A 13,841-nucleotide genomic window follows, 5' to 3' on the forward strand; every position below is an offset into this window, starting at 1 on the left:
CCGGCCTGCCGCGAGGAGACGAAGCTCCTATGACGGGCCGGGGGTTTTTCGAGCAGGACAATGATAAGCAGATGGTGGTGGGAAACATGAAGGAACAGTTAGTCATCGGACTCGATATAGGAACGACAAGCGCCAAAGCAGTTCTATTCCGGACGGATGGAAGTGTTGTAAAAGAAGTGGAAGAAGAACTGGAAACGATGTATCTTTCCGGGAAAAGAGCAGAACAGGATCCGGCGGAAGTGGACCGGAAAACCCGTAAAGCTTTGGCCGCTCTTATGGAGGGGGTAGAACAGACACGTATCATTTCAGGTGGTTTTTCAGCGGCCATGCACTCGTTAATTTTCGTAGATGGAGACGGGGAGGCTATTTCAAACGCTTCTATCTGGTCTGATGCCGGAAGTCTTGAAAGTATGGGTTCTATTCCCATGAAGGAAGAAATATATGCACGTACCGGCACGCCGATACACCCGATGACCCCTCTTGTGAAATTACATCATCATAAAAAGAGGCGTACGGATATGTTCAGGAGAGCTGAGGGAGTCGTTTCCCTGAAAGAATACATTATTCATAACTGGTTCGGTGATGACTTCATTGATTACTCGATGGCTTCGGCCACCGGTATGTATAACCTGAAAGAAGGTAAATGGGATGAAAAGGCCCTTGAAGTAGCGGGCATCTCCGAACGTATGCTGAACCGTGTTTCTTCTCCCCGGACCCGATTATCTCCTTTTAAAGCGGGAGTGGCGGAGGAAATAGGCATCTCTGAGACTATTCCCTTCTATTTGGGGGCCTGCGACGGACAGCTTGCAAATCTTGGGGACGGAGCTATCAGACCCGGAGAGGCTGCAATTTCTGCAGGAACGAGTGGAGCCATCCGACAGTTCGCGCATAGCCCTTACGTAGATGACAGCCGGGAGACTTTCACATATGCTTTTGAAAAAGATTCATTTATTATAGGTGGCCCGACGAACAATGGAGGGATTGTATTACAGTGGCTGAAGAATGTTATGAATTTCGACGGTTCTCCTGATGAATTTACGGAACTGGCAGAAGAAATAGCTCCGGGAGCAGAAGGTGTGCTGTTCATTCCTCACGTAAACGGGGAAAGGGCACCTGTCTGGGATCCTGAGGCCACCGGTAGTTTTCATCATCTCGGGATGAGGCACGGGCAGGCTCACTTTGTAAGGGCATGCCTCGAGGGGATAGCTTTCAATTTATACCACATAGGTCACTCGGTGGAGCGTATATCCGGCAGACCGGAAAAAATCAGGATGAATGGCGGGCTTGCCAAATCACGGGTCTTCGTAAAGATTCTTGCCGATGTGTTCGGTCAGGATATAGAGCTGTCCATCACTCATCACAGTGCAGCCTGGGGCGCCGCCTGGGTTTCCCTCTTCGGCTCCGGAAAAGTGGGCTCCTATGAAGAGATACGTGAGTACACCCCCGTCGGTGAAATCATACGTTTCAATGAGGAAAATCATCGTACGTACCAGGAGGTTTTCAAAAAATACCGGCAGTTAACCGGAGAATAACCAGGGCGGAGGTTCCGTCCTGATTTTTTTGAGTATGATATGTTAGAATAAACAGAAATGAATGACAAAGTCGATGGCTGGTTTTGCAGATTGTATCATTCAGTTTTTAAATTAGGAGGGACAACTATGGCGTTTGTCATCACGAGCCCGTGTATGAATGAAAAGTCGGGGGAATGTGTCGATGTATGCCCGGTGGACTGCATTGAAGAAGGAGAAGATCAATTTTACATAAATCCGAATACGTGTATCGACTGCGGCATGTGTGTCATGCAGTGCCCGGTAGCAGCAATTGTGGAAGAATTCGATCTTACTCCGGAAGATGAGCAGTTCTTACAAAAAGCAGAACAATTTTTTGAAAAACGATAGGAGGAGATAGGTGTGTCCATTAAAATCGAAAAAGCCGAGAGTATGAAACAGAAACCGGAATCGAAGGAAATCCCGTTCGGCCAGGTGTTTACGGATCACATGTTCGTGATGGATTATGAAGAAGGGAAAGGCTGGTATGACCCCCGCGTTATTCCTTATGCGCCGATCACTCTGGATCCTGCAGCGATGATTTTCCATTACGGCCAGACGGTTTTCGAAGGTATGAAAGCGTACCGTACCAAAGACGGAGAGACTCTCATGTTCCGTCCGGACAAAAATATGGAACGTCTCAACAAATCAAACCGGCGCATGAGCATACCTGAAATTGATGAAGAACGGGTGCTCGAATACGTGAAACAACTCGTGGAAGTAGATAAAGAATGGGTACCGGAGTTTGAAGGAACTTCACTTTACATACGGCCGTTTATAATTTCGACCGAGGCGAATCTTGCAGTAGCTCCGTCGCAATCATATAAACTTATGATCATTCTTTCGCCGGTAGGCCCTTATTTTGCAGGTGGAATGAAGCCGGTCCGGATTAAGGTGGAAGACGAGTTCACCAGAGCGGTCAAAGGCGGCACCGGTGCTGCAAAAACAGCAGGAAACTATTCGGCTGCATATCGGGCTCAGGCCAACGCCAAAAAAGAAGGGCATGCAGACGTTCTTTGGCTCGATGGTGTAGAAAAGCGCTATATCGAAGAAGTGGGAAGTATGAACATTTTCTTCAAGATAGACGGGAAAGTCATTACCCCTGCTCTCAGTGGCAGCATTCTCGAAGGGGTGACGAGGATGTCCGTGCTGGAATTGTTGAAGGACTGGGATATTCCGGTAGAAGAAAGAAAGATTTCCATTGCTGAACTGTATCAGTATTACGAGGAAGGAAAACTTGAAGAGGCTTTCGGGGCCGGTACAGCAGCGGTTATTTCTCCGGTGGGACGACTCGACTGGCTCGGGAATACGATGACGATCAACGGCGAAGAGGTCGGTCCACTGGCGAAACGTCTGTACGACGAAATAACCGGGATCCAGCTTGGTGTCAGAGAAGATACGAAAGGCTGGAGTGTAAAAATATAAGCGGTAATAAAAATAACGCGCCCGGACTTGAGCCGGCGCGTTATTTCTGTTTAATCAACTGTCTGATTTTCTGAATGTAGACTGCGGCGAGATAACCTAAACACAAAATGAATAGGATCCCTATGGCCAGCCAGACGAAATTAAGTATGTTGGGCAGAAAAGTTGCGATCAGAGCGAAAAGTACTATGGAAATAAGGAAAACTGCAATAAAGCGGATCAGCATGAATTCGACCTCCTATATATTTCTGAAACCTTCCTGTTCGAGGAAATCGCTGGCCTCTTCATAGGAACGGAAAGACCCTTCAAGACGTTCTCCGCCATAAACGTTGTAGCCGTCGTCTTCCTTGAGAAGAACGAGCAGCTCACCGGATCTGTTTTCCCATTCTTCCAGAAGGGGATGACGCTCGGCTTCGGTCATGGACAGGGAGTCGATAGCTTCTCGGACAATTTCTTTCAATGCTTCTTCCGAGAAATCGCGGATATTCACCATACCCCGGTCGTCCGTTTCTTTGTCGTCCAGTAAGCCGGCATAGACGAACCCGTTTCCGTTAGGGTGAAGGTGATATACGACATTTTTTTTATCATATAGACTTTCTTCATAGTGGTAATTGAGTCGTCCCAGTGAGATTTCATTTTTCTTCAATTCTTCAAATTGATCGAGTATTGCCTGTTTTTCATCAAAGGATAACATTAAAATCACTCCATTCCGTACGCATTATAGCACATTTACTCCGGTTTCTCTACGACATAAAAAGTAATAGTAGATTGAAACATAACGACTTCCGTCGCATGCGGTCTTTCGAAATTAGCGGGAGGTTGCCCTTGAAGAGCAGAATGCGTATTATAAGAAAAGGTATGCTCTTAAGGGAAGGGGGAGAAACAGTGAAAAAATCGATGGCTTACTGGTGGGAACGACTTCTGGCAGTTGACCCGGGTAAGAAGCGGTTGAGACAGGCAGGGAAAGCAATATTAAGTCTGATGACTTCGGTTTTTATCGTTATGACTATTCTCACGCTTACAGGCAAAGATCCGCTATTGCCTTCGATAGTGGCAGGAATGCTCGGTATGATGGGAATAATGGTAGTGATGGACGATACGGAGAAGGATAAAAAGAGAACAACGTTATTACTTCCGGTAGCCGGGGTCACCGGCCTCACTTCAGGCTCGTTACTGGCAGGGGATGTTTTTTTCGTAAGTACTCTGATGATACTGGTGACAGCCGGGGCTTTCTATTTTTCCCGCTTCGGGACGCGCTATTTTTCCCTCGGGATGGTAGGGTTTCTGACCACTTACATATCTTCGTTCCTCGGTCTTTCCTATGAGGAGTTCCCCTGGTTTTATATGGCTATACTTTTAGGTGCTGCCAGCGCTTTTACTTACAATTTCATACTTTTCAAAGACTCCCCCCGGCTTATCGCTTATAGTATGAGTTCTTTCCACAGGCAGGCGAATTTGACTTTTGACCTTCTGGAGGAAGTGATACAGGATGAACATCTGCTGGAGGGGAGAAAGGCGATACTGGAAGCGAACGCAAGAAAACTGAGAATATACGCAAGCAGTGTTGCGACAGATATAAAAGAAAAAGAAATCCAGGAGATTTGGCCGGGTCTGCGTGCCGCTCAGGTCAGGCTTTATCTGTTTGATGCAGCTATGCTTGTGACCACCCTCTCCGACAGTCTTCAGCGACTTAAAATGGATAAAGCCTTCGAGAATCGAGTGTTGCAGAGGCTGCTGGTTGATGTGCTGGATCATCTCCGGAAAGCGGAAGTGCTCAGATATTCGTATGACTTAAACGATTTGGAGCGCGCCGAGAAAACATTACGGGAACTCCGGGATGTCATTAACGACCTGTTTGACAGCCAGGAAGCCAAAGCGGGGGGCTGGCTTTACCTGCTCCGCCGTATCGAAGCTATTGCTACACACGTGACCGAAGGCGCCATGGACATCAGAAGATCCATGCATCGCAACCGGAAAGTGGAAGAAATAAAAGAAGAAGAGCAGGAGGTTGAGCCTGAAGAGGGGATGAAACCCTCGACGAAAAAAGCCGTTCAGGCACTCATTGCAGGTTCTATTGCAATTATAGCCGGTCATCTTATTTCTCCGGTGCAGCCCTACTGGATCATACTGACGACGTTCATCATCCAGATTGGAACGGATACGGTGGGACGGGCGTATCGCAAAGGAGTGGAACGTTCTGTCGGGACGGTGATCGGGGCGATAATAGGTTTCGGCCTTGCCACGATGGTATCTGATTATGCGATAGTGGAGCTGCTACTTATTTTCACCGTGATTTTCTGTGCTTTTTATATGCTTACAGTGTCTTATACCATCATGAGTGTATTCATTACTATGCTTATCGCTTTCATGTACGATCTTATCCTTGGCGGTATCACGTATGAACTGCTGGCAGCCAGGGTGATCGATACAATCGCAGGAGCTGTGATTGCCCTCAGTGTAGTCGCTGTCATTTTTCCGACTAAGACGATGAATAAGATTACGGACACGTTTGAAGAATATTTGGAGGAACTGGAAGCATATCTTACGGAATATTTGAAAGGGTTCAGTGATCAGGGGGTGAAAGACCTTGCCGACAAAGCCTTTATTCTCGATGAGAAGCTGCATTTACTGGAGGAAGAGGCGAAACCTTTACTTCAGGGCCCTGGTGCGCGAAGGTATTCGGGGCTGCCCGGATGGCTTACGATTTTCACTGCCGTCAACTATTATGCAAAACAGCTTGTCGCTTCAAGTTACCAGAAAGATTTTCGTTACGGTAAAGTAGTGGAGGATAACCTGGAGCTTACTGAAGAATATCTGACCTATAACATCCGGTCTCTGAGGGAAAGTTTGAAAGAAAATAAAAAGGCAGGGAAACTTTATGATCTGAAAAACGAACGGGAACTCATTGAAAGCAATGCCCCGGCCGTGTCGAAGACGGATGGGGATCTCATTCATCATCTTCACTACATTTGGAAAATCAATAAATCTTTGCTCATTCTCGGAGAAAGACTCCATTTTAAGGAAAAAGAATCCCGCAACGACGTATTGTAGTCGCTGCGGGATTTTAGTGTTTTATGCGCTGGTCCGTGCCAGGGTTATGCTTTTATTTCTGCATAGGGCGGACCATCACTTCGTTGACGTCCACATAGTCCGGCTGAGTGACAGCATAGGTGACGGCTTTGGCTATATCTTCAGCTTTCAGTGTCTTCGAGCTTGCCCCTTTGAACATATCGAAAACGTCCCCGTCGGTTATATGGTCGGTAAGCTCTGTATCCACCGCTCCCGGAGATATATTCGTTACGCGCACGCCAGTTCTCGACAGTTCTTTTTCCATTCCCATGGAAAGAGCCCGCACCGCGTATTTTGTAGCACTGTAAACGGCACTCGACGGGAAGACTTCGTGACCTGCGACGGAAGAAATGTTGATGATATGACCGGATTCCTGCTCCACCATTGTAGGTAGTACAGCGTGAACGCCGAACAGAACCCCTTTGATGTTCACGTCCACCATCTGTTCCCATTCATCCACGTGATCATTCTTAAGGAAAGAAAGAAGCATGACTCCGGCATTATTGATGAATATATCCACGGAATCAAATTCGCTTTTCGTTTCACTTACGAGATTTTCCAGGTCTTCTTTTTTCGTTACGTCGGTTTCTACGACTTTCACGCCTGTGTTATGTTCGTTTTTCACTTCATCAGCCAGTTCCTGCAGGCGATCGGAGCGCCGGGCGGCGAGTACCACGTTTGCTCCATGACCGGCAAGATGGTGAGCGACGGCTTTTCCGATACCGCTGCTGGCTCCGGTGATTATAGCTGTTTTATTCTGTAAATTTTCCATGTTGAATATACCTCCTCGGTTCGTTCATCTTAATCAATTTGAAGATAATAAAGTTTACCCGTTTGGCCCTCCTGTTAATCACCCGGCCCGATTTTATGGAAAATATAAAAACCCCCGGTCTTGTAAGCCGGGGGCATATAATGAACGGTAATATTCAATCTTCCAGTACAGGATATACACCGTTTTCGTCATGTGTTTCCTGTCCGGTGATCGGCGGGTTGAATACGCACACCATGCGCATATCTTCTCCATCGTAAGCACGGAGTAAATGTTCGTCATTTTCATCAAGGATGTAGATCTCATCTTTTTTTACAGGGTGGATTTTCCCGTCTTTCACTGTTTCGACTTCGCCTTCACCCTGAATGCAGTAGACGGCTTCAAGGTGATTCTGGTACCAGATGTGAGTTTCCGTACCAGCCTTAATTATAGTGTCATGTACGGAGTAGCCCATCCCGTCTTTTTTCAATACGAGACGGCGGGACTCCCACGTATCGGCTTTTACATCCTGCTCTGTATCTTTGATATCTTCAAGTTTTATTACTTTCATAACTGTATGTCCTCCTTTATCAGTTTGTTACCGGTGTATGTTTCGATGCGGCTGCTTTTACTGACTCCTCAATGATGGAGAAGCCGCGCTCAAGGGTTGCATCGTCTATATTAATGGCAGGGAATAACTTGAACACTTCGTCATCCGCCCCTGCTGTTTCCATAATCAGTCCACGAGAGAAAGCCTCCCCCGCAACTTCGTCAGCTATGCCTTCCACTCCACAGGAAATCCCCTGCATGAGTCCGCGTCCTTTAACATACCCGTCGAGTTCACGGTAATCTTTTACAATCCGATTCAGAAACTCAGTAACTTTCTCGACTTTTTTATGGATAGCTTTTTCGAATTCAGGGTTTTCCCAATACTTCAATGCTTCCGTAGCTGTAACGAACGCGTGGTTGTTACCGCGGAATGTACCGTTATGCTCTCCAGGAGCCCAGATGTCATATTCGGGTTTGATTAAAGTGATGGCAAATGGAGAACCATAGCCGCCGATGGACTTGGACATGCAAACGATGTCCGGCTTGATACCGGCCGGTTCAAAGCTGAAGAAAGTACCTGTACGTCCTACCCCTGCCTGAACATCGTCGATGATCAGAAGGATTTCAAATCGGCTGCACAATTCTTCAAGACGTTTCAGCCATTTGTTGGATGCCCAGTTGAGTCCACCTTCTCCCTGAACAGTTTCAAGAATGACTGCAGCCGGCACTTCTACACCGCTGCCTCCGTCCTCAAGATAGTGTTCAAGATAATCGAGGGAATCGGTAGTATCATCCATGTATCGGTCATACGGCATAGTCACTGCGTTATGAAGAGGTATACCGGCACCTTTACGTTTGAAAGCATTGCCTGTTACGGAAAGGGAGCCGATAGTCATACCGTGGAAGCCGTTGGTGAAAGTGATGACTTCCGTGCGTCCGGTAACTTTCCGGGCCAGTTTCAGGGCACTTTCCACTGTGTTTGTGCCGGTCGGTCCGGGGAACATCACTTTATACTCGAGGTTCCGTGGTTTCAGAATGCTCTCGTTCAAAGTGGTGAGGAAATCCTGTTTCGGTGGTGTCGCTTTATCGAGACTGTGGGTGATTCCGTCACTTGAAATATATTCTATCAGTTTCTGTTTCATGTTCGGATCGTTGTGACCGTAGTTAAGGGCTCCGGCACCACAGAAAAAGTCCACATATTCTTTACCGTTTTTGTCCCACATAAGGGAACCTTTCGCTTTTGTAAAAATGGTCGGGAAACTGCGGCAATACGAACGTACTTCCGACTCGAGCTCTTCAAATACTTTCAGATCTTTTTCCATTGATAATTCCTCCTCAGGTTATTGTTTGTCCAACGGACCGATACGATACGTAAGTTCTTCTTCATGATCGTCGCCGGGGAATAAATCTTTATCGAAACAGGGGTTTACAGTGCAGGTTACGTTATTTTTGTCGGCAAACCCTTTGAACAGGGCTTTCGATGCTTTATTGGTAGGGGTGACGGTAGCTTCGAGATAGCGCACGTCATCCGAGATGGTGCGGTTCGTAAGTTCTCTCAATAGTCCGGTAGCGATACCTTTACCTCGCTGATTTTCACCGATACCAATCTGCCATACAAAAATAACGTCCGGTTTTTCCGGAGGGACAAATGCAGTTACAAAGCCGACGAGTTCGCCGTTTTCTTTGGCTGTAACGCACGTTTCCTGGAAAAATTCACACATCATTATATATTTGTAAGGAGAGTTTTGATCGAGGGTTGATTCATTGACTAGCTTCCACATAGCTGCACCATCTTCGACAACCGGTTTGTCGTAAACGATCTCAGCCGTTTTAGCAGCTGTTTTCATCAGAATAATCGTCCTCCTTCAAGTAATGTTTCACTTTTTTATTTGTGCTCTGTTAAGAACACGCTTACAATGTTAGATAGTTTTCAGAAATATATCAACTCAGTTTATTCATGATGAGAAGGAATAAATCTTTAAAGCTTTACGTTCTTATGTATAAATTATCGGGAAGATTTTATTTGCTTACGATTAGTACGAAATACAGCGTGATCCTTGAAAAAAGCGGTTTGCATTTTATGTAAGCACGTGTTAAATGTGTGCAGGAAGGGGATACAAGTAAGAAGAATCTGAAAAGGGGATGAGTGGAATGGGATTTATTGATAATCTGATGGGGAATGCGTCGGAAGTTGATCTGGATAAACTGGAGAGTGAAATGGAGGATATTCTCACAGAGGGAGAAGAAGTGGATAGTGGATACAATGTCTTCCGCGATCTGTTCCTGTTTACGAACAAACGCCTCATTCTAGTGGATAAACAGGGGATGACCGGAAAAAAAGTGGAGTACCATTCCATACCTTACAGAAGCATCACACACTTCAGTGTGGAAACAGCCGGTACGTTCGATATGGAATCGGAACTCCGTATATGGTTGAGCGGTACGCCGGAGCCTGTGATGAAACAGTTCAAAAAAGGCAATAATATTGCCGAGGTCCACAGAGCACTTGCGAGTTATACCCTGTAACAGGTGAATACCCGGCACTGAACATCATTGATTCATCCGCAGCAACATGCTTTGTGCGGGTGGATTTTTTTATTAGAAATTCTGCGGATCCGGGTTCAAGTTCTTCCATGACTGCCGGTGTTTTTAAGATAAAAAAGAAAAAAAGAAAAAACGCTTTACCGCTTTAAATCAATTGTGACGCGGATGTAAGCGGTTACTATTATTTTGATAATTTTAATTGTTCAGAAAAATTGTGCATTTGTTATTGACCTTTGTCATGAAGAGTATTAGAGTAATCATCAATAAACATTTCGCTCTCGTCGGAGCGGGGCGATCTGTTTGGAAAAGACCTCTTTTCCTGACCCTGATTCATCTATTGAAAGATAGTGATCAGGGTCCCCCTTTTAAATTAAGACGTAAAGCATAATCAATAGAAGGAATTTACATACAGAAAGGAGTGCTACAGATGAGCAGCCAGTGGATATTTTTAAGTGGCGAATTCGTAACGAAACAGGAAGCATCAATCTCGGTTTACGATCACGGTTTTCTATATGGAGATGGGGTGTTCGAAGGTATCAGGGCATATGAAGGAAATATCTTTAAACTGGATGAACATCTCAACCGGCTGTATGATTCGGCTAAATCGGTCATGCTGGAGATTCCTTACAGTAAAGAGGAGCTGGAGGAGATTATTGCGGAAACGATCCGTAAGAATGAACTGGAATCAGCTTACATCCGTGTAGTCGTATCCCGGGGCATCGGGGATCTCGGTTTAAATCCTGTCTCCTGTTCAAAGCCGCGGCTGGTAGTCATTGCTGAAGCACTTTCCTTATTCTCGAAAGAACTTTACGAAAGAGGGGTACGCCTCGCTTCCGTTGCCAGTCGACGTAACAGACCCGACGTCCTTCCTCCGCAGGTTAAATCGCTGAACTATCTGAACAACATTCTCGTTAAGATGGAAGCGAACCAGGCAGGGGTGGATGAAGCCCTCATGCTGAATGACCAGGGCTATGTGACGGAAGGATCTGCTGACAACGTATTTATTGTAAAGAACGGAAAGATTTACACTCCTCCCGTATATCTGGGAGCTCTCGAAGGAATTACGAGGAATGCCATTATCGATATAGCGGATGAGCTTGGCTACCAGATAATGGAACAACCTTTTACGAGACATGACGTATACGTAGCGGATGAAGTGTTCCTGACGGGAACTGCGGCCGAAGTTATTGCAGCGGTGGAAGTGGACAGGCGCATTATCGGTGACGGAAAACCGGGAACCATTACCAACCACCTCCTTTCCGAATTCAGGAAAGTAACGACGAAAGATGGACATAAAGTTTACCCTTCCGGCGAAAAAGTCCAGGCCGGTTAAAAAAGGATATGCAAAGCGATGACGGGAAGAAAGGTTTAGGGGATCGTATTCACAGAGAGTCAGGGTTGCTGAAAGCCTGACAATACGTCTTAAATCGACATCGTCCCTGAGTGCTCATGCTGAACGGTAAGACCCAGTAGGCGGAGCCGGGTGTCACTCACCCGTTACCAAAAGAAACAGAAGCATTCTGTTTCATAAGGCAAAGCTGAAACTTTGCAAAACAAGGGTGGTACCGTGGAAAGCAAGACCTTTCCGCCCCTTTACCGGATATCCCGAGGCTTCAATGTGGCCTGCGGGATGAACTGTAGAGGGACGGAAAGGTTTTTTATTTATACCGAAAATCATTAAGACAGGAGGATGATGAATATGAGGGCCAGCACAGAACCGAAACCGGCAGAAGGCAAACAGCAGACGATAAAGACAGGGGCAGATCTACTGGTGGAAGCGTTGATTGAACAGAAAGTCGAAACGATATTCGGCTATCCGGGAGGAGCCGTACTTCCGATTTACGACGCGTTATACCGGGCTGATGGAAGTTTTGACCATGTGCTGCCGAGACATGAGCAGGGAGGGATACATGCAGCTGAAGGGTATGCCAGAGTTTCCCGTAAGCCGGGAGTAGTCATCGGCACATCCGGTCCCGGGGCAACTAATCTGATTACAGGTATTGCGGACGCTATGATGGACTCTCTGCCTCTTGTAATTTTCACCGGACAGGTTGCCAAGAACGTCATAGGGACGGATGCTTTTCAGGAATCGGACGTTATGGGTATAACGACTCCGATTACGAAACACAACTATCAGGTTCAGGATCTCGAAGAATTGCCCCGTATCGTTAATGAAGCCTTTCATATCGCTGCAACCGGAAGGCCGGGACCTGTAGTGGTCGACATCCCTAAGGATATTTCGGCGACGGTGTTCGAAAGGGACGTAAAAAACGAATTCCATTTACCGGGATATCAACCGACGGTCCGGCCTAACCCTCTGCAGATCAACAAACTGCGTGAAGCTCTTATAGGCGCAAGGAAGCCTGTAGTTCTGACAGGTGCCGGCATACTCCATGCAGGGGGGACGGAAGCTTTGAAATCATTCGTCAGCAATTACGACCTGCCCGTCACATCCACCCTTCTCGGTCTCGGCGCTTTTCCTGGAGACCACCACCGGTTTCTGGGAATGGCAGGGATGCACGGAACGTATGCTGCGAATATGTCTCTTTATGAATGTGATCTTCTTATTAACATAGGCGGGCGCTTCGATGACAGGCTTACAGGAAATCTTCAGCATTTCGCTCCGAACGCGAGAATCGCTCACATCGACATCGATCCGGCTGAAATAGGTAAGAACGTACCTACGGAGATCCCTATAGTATCGGATGCGAGAAAAGCACTGGATAAACTGAACGAACTGGAACCCGCCACCCTCGATCACGCGGAATGGGTGGAAAAACTGGAAAGTAACAAACAGAACTATCCACTCTGGCATAACGAGTCGGAGGATGTCATTCTTCCTCAGTATTTACTCAGAAAGGTTCACCAGTTTACGGACGGAGAAGCGGTAGTAACGACAGATGTCGGTCAGCATCAGATGTGGGCGGCCCAATATTACACCTTCAATCGCCCGGACCGGTGGGTGACTTCAGGAGGTCTCGGAACGATGGGCTTCGGTTTTCCTGCAGCTATTGGAGCACAGATTGCTGATAAAGACTCTACTGTGGTAGCCATCGTCGGAGACGGAGGTTTTCAAATGACGATGCAGGAAATGTCACTGCTTCAGGAAAGGGGACTTCCGGTGAAGATCATAATCGTCAATAACCAGGCTCTCGGAATGGTAAGGCAGTGGCAGGAGAAATTTTATGACAAACGTTATTCCCATTCCATCATAGATACTCAGCCGGATTTCGTGAAAATGGCTGAAGCCTACGGACTGCACGGCTATAAGATGGAAAGCATCCAGGAAATCGACCGGGAGCTCGGTGGTATTCTGAACAGCGATAAGCCGGCGGTTATCGATTGCCGGGTGGTACAGCAGGAAAACGTCTATCCGATGATAGCTCCCGGAAAGGGAAGTCACGAAATGATTGGAGTGAGCAAGCCTTGAAGCGAATAATAACAGCGGTTGTCCATAACCGGAGCGGGGTTTTGAACCGTGTGACCGGACTGCTGTCCAAGCGGCAGTTCAATATCGAAAGTATATCTGTCGGGCGTACGGAAACCGACGGAGTCTCGAAAATGACGTTCGTGGTAGATGTGGAAGATGAGCGGAAACTTGAACAGTTTTCCAAACAGCTGAACAAACAGATTGACGTAATTAAAGTATCGGATATTACGGATAAACAGATCGTGGCGAGAGAGCTGGCTATGATAAAAGTGCTCACTACCCCGCAACAGCGGGGTGAGCTTCAGGCCATCATCGAACCTTTCCGGGCAACTGTCATCGATGTAAGTAAAGAAAGTATGACGGTACAGATAACCGGAAATTCGGACAAGGTGGATGCGATGATCGAGTTGTTAAGGCCATACGGGCTGAAAGAACTGGCCCGGACGGGGCTTACAGCCTTCACGAGAGGGCAGCAGTTGCATCAGACAGAAGTGAAACCTTATTCTATTTTGAACTAATTATCGAGGAGGAT

At 46.8% G+C, this 13,841-nt stretch carries 14 protein-coding genes; 8 read left to right on the forward strand and 6 right to left on the reverse strand.

What is annotated here, in order from left to right:
- Positions 1-29 precede the first annotated feature (29 nt).
- The 3 genes from BW931_RS01835 to BW931_RS01845 all read left to right on the forward strand — a co-directional run bounded on the left by BW931_RS01835 (position 30) and on the right by BW931_RS01845 (position 2,972).
- Positions 30-1,532 carry a gluconokinase gene (locus BW931_RS01835; RefSeq protein WP_084193824.1) on the forward strand — a complete coding sequence of 501 codons (1,503 nt, stop codon included), beginning with the start codon at positions 30-32 and terminating at the stop codon, positions 1,530-1,532.
- Positions 1,533-1,658: 126 nt separating this feature from the next.
- The gene (locus BW931_RS01840) at positions 1,659-1,898 is read left to right on the forward strand and encodes an indolepyruvate ferredoxin oxidoreductase subunit alpha (RefSeq protein WP_008589510.1); all 240 of its coding nucleotides are present in this window, start codon (positions 1,659-1,661) and stop codon (positions 1,896-1,898) included.
- Between the two features lie 12 nt (positions 1,899-1,910).
- Positions 1,911-2,972 (forward strand): branched-chain amino acid aminotransferase, encoded by a 1,062-nt coding sequence (locus tag BW931_RS01845; protein WP_076569495.1) that lies wholly within the window; start codon positions 1,911-1,913, stop codon positions 2,970-2,972.
- A gap of 40 nt (positions 2,973-3,012) precedes the next feature.
- On the opposite strand, the gene BW931_RS01850 is transcribed toward BW931_RS01845, so the two are convergent.
- Both BW931_RS01850 and BW931_RS01855 read right to left on the reverse strand, forming a co-directional pair.
- Entirely contained in the window at positions 3,013-3,195 is a 183-nt protein-coding gene (locus BW931_RS01850) for a hypothetical protein (RefSeq protein WP_076569497.1), read from the reverse strand.
- A gap of 12 nt (positions 3,196-3,207) precedes the next feature.
- Complete coding sequence (locus tag BW931_RS01855) at positions 3,208-3,663, reverse strand: hypothetical protein (protein ID WP_008589516.1); 456 nt, start codon at positions 3,661-3,663, stop codon at positions 3,208-3,210.
- Positions 3,664-3,854: 191 nt separating this feature from the next.
- On the opposite strand from BW931_RS01855, the gene BW931_RS01860 reads away from it, so the two are divergent.
- On the forward strand, positions 3,855-6,020 hold the full coding sequence (locus BW931_RS01860) for an FUSC family protein (RefSeq protein WP_234972554.1): 2,166 nt from the start codon (positions 3,855-3,857) through the stop codon (positions 6,018-6,020).
- Between the two features lie 52 nt (positions 6,021-6,072).
- Here the strand turns inward: BW931_RS01860 and BW931_RS01865 are convergent, their stop codons facing one another.
- The 4 genes from BW931_RS01865 to ectA form a co-directional block, all read right to left on the reverse strand.
- Positions 6,073-6,810, reverse strand: coding sequence for an SDR family oxidoreductase (locus BW931_RS01865; protein WP_008589521.1), 738 nt, complete (start codon positions 6,808-6,810; stop codon positions 6,073-6,075).
- Between the two features lie 154 nt (positions 6,811-6,964).
- Positions 6,965-7,357 (reverse strand): ectoine synthase, encoded by a 393-nt coding sequence (locus BW931_RS01870; RefSeq protein WP_076569499.1) that lies wholly within the window; start codon positions 7,355-7,357, stop codon positions 6,965-6,967.
- A gap of 19 nt (positions 7,358-7,376) precedes the next feature.
- Entirely contained in the window at positions 7,377-8,657 is a 1,281-nt protein-coding gene (gene ectB / locus BW931_RS01875; RefSeq protein ID WP_076569501.1) for a diaminobutyrate--2-oxoglutarate transaminase, read from the reverse strand.
- 18 nt (positions 8,658-8,675) lie between these two features.
- Complete coding sequence (gene ectA / locus BW931_RS01880) at positions 8,676-9,182, reverse strand: diaminobutyrate acetyltransferase (RefSeq protein ID WP_076569503.1); 507 nt, start codon at positions 9,180-9,182, stop codon at positions 8,676-8,678.
- A gap of 304 nt (positions 9,183-9,486) precedes the next feature.
- On the opposite strand from ectA, the gene BW931_RS01885 reads away from it, so the two are divergent.
- The 4 genes from BW931_RS01885 to ilvN all read left to right on the forward strand — a co-directional run bounded on the left by BW931_RS01885 (position 9,487) and on the right by ilvN (position 13,827).
- Positions 9,487-9,861, forward strand: coding sequence for a PH domain-containing protein (locus BW931_RS01885; RefSeq protein WP_008589530.1), 375 nt, complete (start codon positions 9,487-9,489; stop codon positions 9,859-9,861).
- Positions 9,862-10,306: 445 nt separating this feature from the next.
- Positions 10,307-11,212 carry a branched-chain-amino-acid transaminase gene (gene ilvE / locus BW931_RS01890; protein WP_008589532.1) on the forward strand — a complete coding sequence of 302 codons (906 nt, stop codon included), beginning with the start codon at positions 10,307-10,309 and terminating at the stop codon, positions 11,210-11,212.
- Between the two features lie 366 nt (positions 11,213-11,578).
- Complete coding sequence (gene ilvB, locus BW931_RS01895; protein WP_076569505.1) at positions 11,579-13,309, forward strand: biosynthetic-type acetolactate synthase large subunit; 1,731 nt, start codon at positions 11,579-11,581, stop codon at positions 13,307-13,309.
- Entirely contained in the window at positions 13,306-13,827 is a 522-nt protein-coding gene (gene ilvN, locus BW931_RS01900; protein WP_008589537.1) for an acetolactate synthase small subunit, read from the forward strand. Before ilvB ends, ilvN begins: the two co-directional genes overlap by 4 nt.
- The last annotated feature ends 14 nt before the right edge of the window (positions 13,828-13,841 follow it).

This window comes from Salimicrobium salexigens (assembly GCF_900156705.1).
Taxonomy (GTDB): Bacteria; Bacillota; Bacilli; order Bacillales; family Halobacillaceae; genus Salimicrobium; species Salimicrobium album.